Annotated in this window: 3 protein-coding genes; 1 reads left to right on the top strand and 2 read right to left on the bottom strand. The window is 71.7% G+C overall.

Features of this window, described 5'->3' with window-relative positions; translation table 11 throughout:
- Positions 1-792 precede the first annotated feature (792 nt).
- Positions 793-2,301: an ATP-binding cassette domain-containing protein gene (locus tag G6R25_RS20170; RefSeq protein ID WP_419469390.1), complete on the bottom strand. Its 1,509-nt coding sequence runs from the start codon at positions 2,299-2,301 to the stop codon at positions 793-795.
- Positions 2,298-4,457, bottom strand: coding sequence for an ABC transporter permease (locus G6R25_RS20165; RefSeq protein WP_163554194.1), 2,160 nt, complete (start codon positions 4,455-4,457; stop codon positions 2,298-2,300). Before G6R25_RS20165 ends, G6R25_RS20170 begins: the two co-directional genes overlap by 4 nt.
- Positions 4,458-4,604: 147 nt before the next feature.
- On the opposite strand from G6R25_RS20165, the gene G6R25_RS20160 reads away from it, so the two are divergent.
- On the top strand, positions 4,605-5,840 hold the full coding sequence (locus tag G6R25_RS20160) for an ABC transporter substrate-binding protein (RefSeq protein WP_163554193.1): 1,236 nt from the start codon (positions 4,605-4,607) through the stop codon (positions 5,838-5,840).
- Positions 5,841-6,076: the final 236 nt, after the last annotated feature.

The raw sequence follows: 6,076 nt of genomic DNA, 5'->3' as shown, positions 1-6,076 counted from the left end.
AACGGGGCCGATACTCCGCGTAGCAGATCGCAACCTAGAACGATCTTCCCGGGGCCCTGGGTGTCGGGCGCCGCGCAACGTCTCGACCGCCGGGTCGTCGGGGCTTTCGAGATAACGAGGAAATTCCGGCGTTCGGATGGTATGGCGGCGCCTGTGGGCGCGGCTGTAGTCGTTCTCGGTGGGGTGCTGTCCCGCCGCCGGAGCTGGGTGTCCTGGAGACGGATGTCCGGACGGCGGACGAGGCAGGTCCGGAAAGGTGGCTCCGGCCGGTGTCGGCTTTCTTCTGATCATGTTGGCGAACATGACAGCCATCGATCTAACCTTCGCTTGGGGCGCCGGTGTCCAACCCTTGTCGACAAGATGATGAGGTCGGCGACAGCGCATCCCAAGCGGGGAATCCGCACATGCTCCGGCGGTCCCGGACGATCTCGTGATCGCTGCCAGCGTAACGGGAAGGATCGCCAGCCGAGCTGACAAACACCTTTGACCCGTCATCGGATATTCGTTCGGACCACTCTCCTCACGCCGTTCGGGACAGACGCGCCGGCTGCTGCGGCTCCCAAGAAGCTACGAGGCATGCCGCCAGCATTCCATATGGCCGTCGTCACGTACGAGAGGGATTCAACCTAGATGCATGGGGCACGTATAGCTGATTGATCAGGATACGGATCTCGTCCCGAGCAAGCGGAATTCGGCGGCATCGGATCGCGGCCGACGGGCAGAGTGGACAGCCGGGCGGCACCAGATCTCGTCGCCAACGGCCCGGCCGACTCGACCGGTCGGCCGGGCGGATCAGGAGGCGGGCGGCGGGAAGTCCGCAGGCCGGGCGGCGGGCGCCGCGGGTGTCGCGCCCAGGTAGCTCGCCTCGAGGAGGTCCGGGCGGGCGGCGAGTTCCGCGGCGGGCGCGGCCAGGGCGACCCGACCGCGGTCGAGCACGTAGCCGCGGTCGGCCACCCGCAGCGCGAGGGCGGCGAACTGCTCGACGAGCAGCACGCCGGCGGATGTCTCGGCCGCGATCGCGCGCAGCAGATCTAGCAGCCGCGGCGCGACGCCGGGCGCCAGGCCGAAGGACAGCTCGTCCACCAGCAGCAGCCGCGGCCGGCGCACGAGGGCGACGGCGAGCGCGAGCCGCTGGCGCTCCCCGCCGGAAAGCTCCCCGGCCGCCCGGTCGAGCAGGCCGCCCAGCGCCGGGAACCAGCCCAGGACCCGCTCGATCTCGCCACGGTGGCTGCGGCCGGCCGCCAGGCGCAGGTTTTCTCGGACGGTCAACCGGCCCAGCGCTCCCCGTCCCTGCGGGACGACGGCCAGCCCCCGCCGGGCGAGCGCGCTCGGCGCGGGACGCCGGAACCACTCGCCGAACACCCCGACCCGGCCGGCACTCGCCGGCACCAGGCCGGCGGCCGTGCGGATCAGGGTCGTCTTGCCGGCTCCGTTGGCCCCCAGCAGCGCCACGATCTCGCCGGCACGGACGCTCAGCGAGACCTCCCGTAGCACCGGCCCCTCGTTGTAACCGCTACTCACCCGCTCGAACACGAGCAGTTCGTCCCCCACCGCCGGCACCGTGGATGCGGTCGGCGCCGGGGGCGAGGCCGGCTCGGAGCCGCCGGGGCCGTCGGAGCCGCCCAGGTAGGCCGCGCGGACGGCCGGATCCGCCCGGACCTGCGCGGGAAGCCCGCGGGCGACGATCCGACCGCCGTCCAGGACGAGAACCCGGTCGCAGACGTCGAAGACGAGCTGGACGTCGTGATCGACGAGCAGGACGGCGACGCCGCGGCCGGCGATGCGACGGATGCGTGCGGCGAGCTCGCGCCGATCCGCGGGGTCCAGCCCCGCGGCCGGCTCGTCGAGCAGCAGGACCTTCGGCGTGGCCGCGAGTGCGCGGCCGAGGGCCACGGCGGCCCGCTCGTCGTGGCTGAGCGTCGCGGGCAGGCGGTCGGCGATCGCCGCGAGGCCCAGCCGCCCCGCGTCCGCCGACCCGGCCGTCGGACGCTCCACCACGGCGAGGTTCTCCGCCACCGCCAGGCTGTCGAACAGATCCAGGGCCTGGAAGGTGCGGGCGAGCCCGCGGCGCTGCCGCTCGTGCGCCGGCAGCTCCGCCAGCGCGGCACCGTCCAGGTTCACGCTGCCGGCGAAGATCGTCGCGAAGCCGGTGAGCGCGTCGATCAGCGTCGTCTTGCCGGCACCGTTCGGCCCGATGAGGCCGGTGACGCTGCCCGCCTCAAGGCCGAAGGAGACATCCTCGACGATGCGGGTGCCGCCCTGCCCGGCGGCAAGCATGTCGACGGACAACAGCGCGGTCACGACACGCCGCCGGGGTTGACCGGGTGCGCGGTCAGGCCTGGTCGGTTTCCCTCCGCGGGACGCGGGGGGCCGCCGTCGACGCCCTCAGGCGACCTCGGGCCCAGGCCATGTCCACCCTGCTGGTCAGCCGGCTCCCCCCGCCCCGGCAGCACCTCCCCGCCAGGCCGCGCGGTCCTGCCGGGCCGCAGTTTCCCGCCGGGCCAGCCGGTGCGCCGGGGCTGGCCCGGGCCGACCCGCCGGCCGGCGTGGCCGGGCCGGTAGACGAGCCCGGCCGGTCGCAGGACGGCCAGCACCACCACCGCGAGACCGCACAGCACCTGCTGGTATTCACCGAGTCCGGCGACGCGGTCCAGCGCGGTGAACGCCAGCCCACCCGGGACGAGCAGGCCCCCGACCAGCGCCCCGCCGACGCTGGTCACCCCGCCGACGGCCGCGATGGCAAGGAAGAACAGCGAGGCGGTGACCCCGAACGAGTCGAAGGACAGCCGGCCCTGGCCGTACCCGATGAGGCAGCCACCGAGGCCGGCGAGCGCCGCGGACAGCGTGAACGCCAGCACCTTCGTCCGGCGCACGTCGATCCCGACCGCGGCCGCCGACCGCTCGTTGGCCCGCACCGCGAGCATCCGCCGGCCGAGGTCCGCGGTGCGCAGGCGGGCCACCCCGTAGCCACTGGCCGCGAGCACGGCCAGCGCCAGCAGGCCGTACTGGACCCGGGGGAAGCCGGCCCCGGAGAGCCCGAGGTCCAGACCGAAGATCTTCGGATTGGACACGGACGACCCGGCCAGCCCGCCGGTGACCAGCGGATTTCCGAACACCGCCTCCTGGATCGCAACCCCGGCAACCAGCGTGATCAGTGCCAGGTCCACGCCGCGCAGCCGGCGCGACACCACCCCGATGAACAGCCCGGCGACCGCGGCCGCGAACGTGGCGATCAGCGGGGCGATCGGGAAGGGCACGCCGAGCTCACCTTCCAGCCGGGCCAGCAGGAAACCGGCGACGCCGGCCAGCGACATCTGCGCCAGCGAGAGCTGGCCGACGTATCCCGTCAGCACCACGAACGACAGGCACACCACGGCGCCAGCGAGGCTGCGTTCGAGCCCGAGCCGCCAGGAGCCGGTGAGCAGGAACAGCGCGACGATCCCGACGGACACGCCGAACAGGAGCCCACCAAGCGGACGCCGCGGGGGCTCGACCACCGGCAGCGGCACCGACACGACCGCGGCGGCCCCCCGGCCCGGGATCAGCGTTCCACGCCGGCCCGCCACGGCGAGGACGAGGATCATCGGCAGCAGCGCCCGCAGGCCGGGCTGGTTCAGCCAGCCGACATCCTGCTGCAGCGGGAGCAGGAGCCCCTGCGCGACGCCGAGGCCGAGTGCACCGGCGACGGTCAGCCCGAACGAGGACAGTCCCCCGAGCAGGGCCGCGGCGAGCGCGGGCACGACGAACAGCGAGTAGCTCGTCGGGTTCAACGCGCTGATCGGGGCGACGAGGACGCCGGCCAGCGCGGCGAGCACCGCCGCCAGCATCCAGTTCACCGCCGCGATCCAGCCCGGCCGGCGGCCGAGCAGCGCGGTGGTCTCGTCGTCGTCGGCGACGGCCCGGGTCGCGAGGCCGAACATGGTCCAGCGTGACGTCGCCCACAGGCCGGCCGCGGCCACGACGACGAGGCCCGCCAGCAGCAGCCGGTCGCTAGACACCGTGACCCCGAGCAGGTGCAGCGGCGACTGGGGCAGCACGGGGTCGAGGAAGCGGTTGTCCGAGCCGAACTGGATGACGGCCACGGCCTGCAACGCGATCGTGAGCCCGACGGCGGCGACGACGGTCATCATCGGCTGCGCCCGCCGCAATGGCCGGAAGACCAGCAGATAGGACGCCAATGCCAGCAGCGCGGCCATTGTAAGAGAAACCGACAATGCCAGCCCGAACGTGGGGGTGTCGGTGAGATGAATTCGTGGCGGCACTCCGACGACGGGCAGGACGAGGTCGCCAACCTCGCGCAGCTCGGCATACTGGTAAGTGGCGTACATCGCGACGGCACCATGCGCGATGTTGATGACGCCGGAGGCGCGGTAGGTGAGCACGAGCCCGAGTCCGAGCGCCGCGTACACCGCGCCCGGGCCGAGGCCCAGCAGCATTGCTGCTACATAGGTGGTCACGAGGCTCCCGAGCAGATGTCCAGCATCGAAGTCGACGGACGGGCGACGAGGCGGAAGAGTGGGCGCGCGATCACCGAATCACTCCCGTCCCGCCGATCGACGGTCTCATCCAGGAACCGGGTGAGATGGAGTGTAGCTTGAGCGCCCGTGAGACACGCTTCCCGCGCCCTACTCGCGTTCTCCGTCGCCCTGTCCGTCGCCTTCGCCGGTGCCGGCTGCACGAGCCAGCGCGGTGGCTCGTCGGGCGGCGCAGCCGGCGGCGCCACCGCGAGCCAGCTGACCGGGCCACCGGTCACCCTCGGCTTCGTCACCGTCGAAAACAGCACTCTTGGGTCATATCCGGAGACTCGGCGGGCGGCGCAGGCCGCCGTGGACCATGCCAATGCCGCGCTCGGCGGCGTCGGCGGGCGGCCGCTGCGGCTGGCGACCTGCGCCACCGACGGTTCCCCGGAATCCTCCCAGAACTGTGCCAACCGGCTGGTCGCGAAAAAGCCGATAGCGGTGGTCGGCGGCATCGACTTCGGCACGCAGGCCGCCATGCCGGTATACGAGGCGGCTCACATTCCCTACGTCACCGGATCTCCGCAGCTCAGTGGTGAACTTAATTCCAAGAACGCCTTCACGTTTTCCGGCGGTACGGTCGCGGAACTGCTCGGCCTCACCGACTACCTCACCGCCACCCGACACATCCGCAGTGCACATGCGTTGTACGTGGACCTGCCCGGATTGCTCACCGCCGCCATCAAGGGATCCCAGAACGTTCTCCGCAAGAAAGGTGTCACCGACGTCCGGCTGATCGCCGAAAAGTCTGACGCGGCGGACTTCGCACCGGCGCTCACCCAGGCCGCCGTCGGCCACCCGGACGCCATCATCGTCGTATTCCAGGCGGCGGCGTGCGCCCGGATCGTCCAGGCCGCGGCCGCGCTGAACATTCACAGCGACATCTATTTCGTCGGCGCCTGTGCCACGCCCGCGGTGCCACGGGCCGCCGGCGGCCGCACCGACAACCTCTACTTCGCCTCCAGCTACCTCCCCGTCGGGTCCAGCGGCGGGGACGCCGACACGGCCGCCTTCCGCAAGGCCGTGCCGGAGACGGACCGCACCTCGGCGTCGCAGGGCGCCTTCTCCGCCGTGCTCGACCTGCGGGCCCTGCTGGCAAGGACCCCGCAGCTGAGCTCGGACGGCCTGCTCACCGCGCTGCGCGCCACGCACGACCAGCCGAATGTCATGGCCCATCCGTACACCTGCGACGGCAGGCAGATTGAGATCTTCCCGGCCGTCTGCAACACCGCCGTACGGCTGCTGCGCTGGAAGGACAACTCCTTCTCCGATGTGACCGGAACCTGGCAGGACGGCCGCCAGCTCATCACCCTGATCAACTGACCGCTCCGGCTTCCCTCCTTTCGGCGGTGCCCCCAGCTGGACTTTCGTACGAGCTTCTCCTTCTGCGATATGAGTCGATCCCACCAAAGAGATCATCAAGTGCAATCCGACTACCAGTAATCGCGACCGCCGAGCCGTCTCCCGACCGCGTAATTCCGCGCTCCTCCTCCCGAGGGGGCACCTTGGTGCTCCCTCGGCGGGCCCCTTGCCGGCGTCCGGCCGCTACTGTGCTGGCC

Origin of the sequence: Candidatus Frankia alpina (genome assembly GCF_902806485.1) — a bacterium.
GTDB lineage: Bacteria > Actinomycetota > Actinomycetes > Frankiales > Frankiaceae > Frankia > Frankia alpina.
This window is presented reverse-complemented; position numbering and strand designations above follow the sequence as displayed.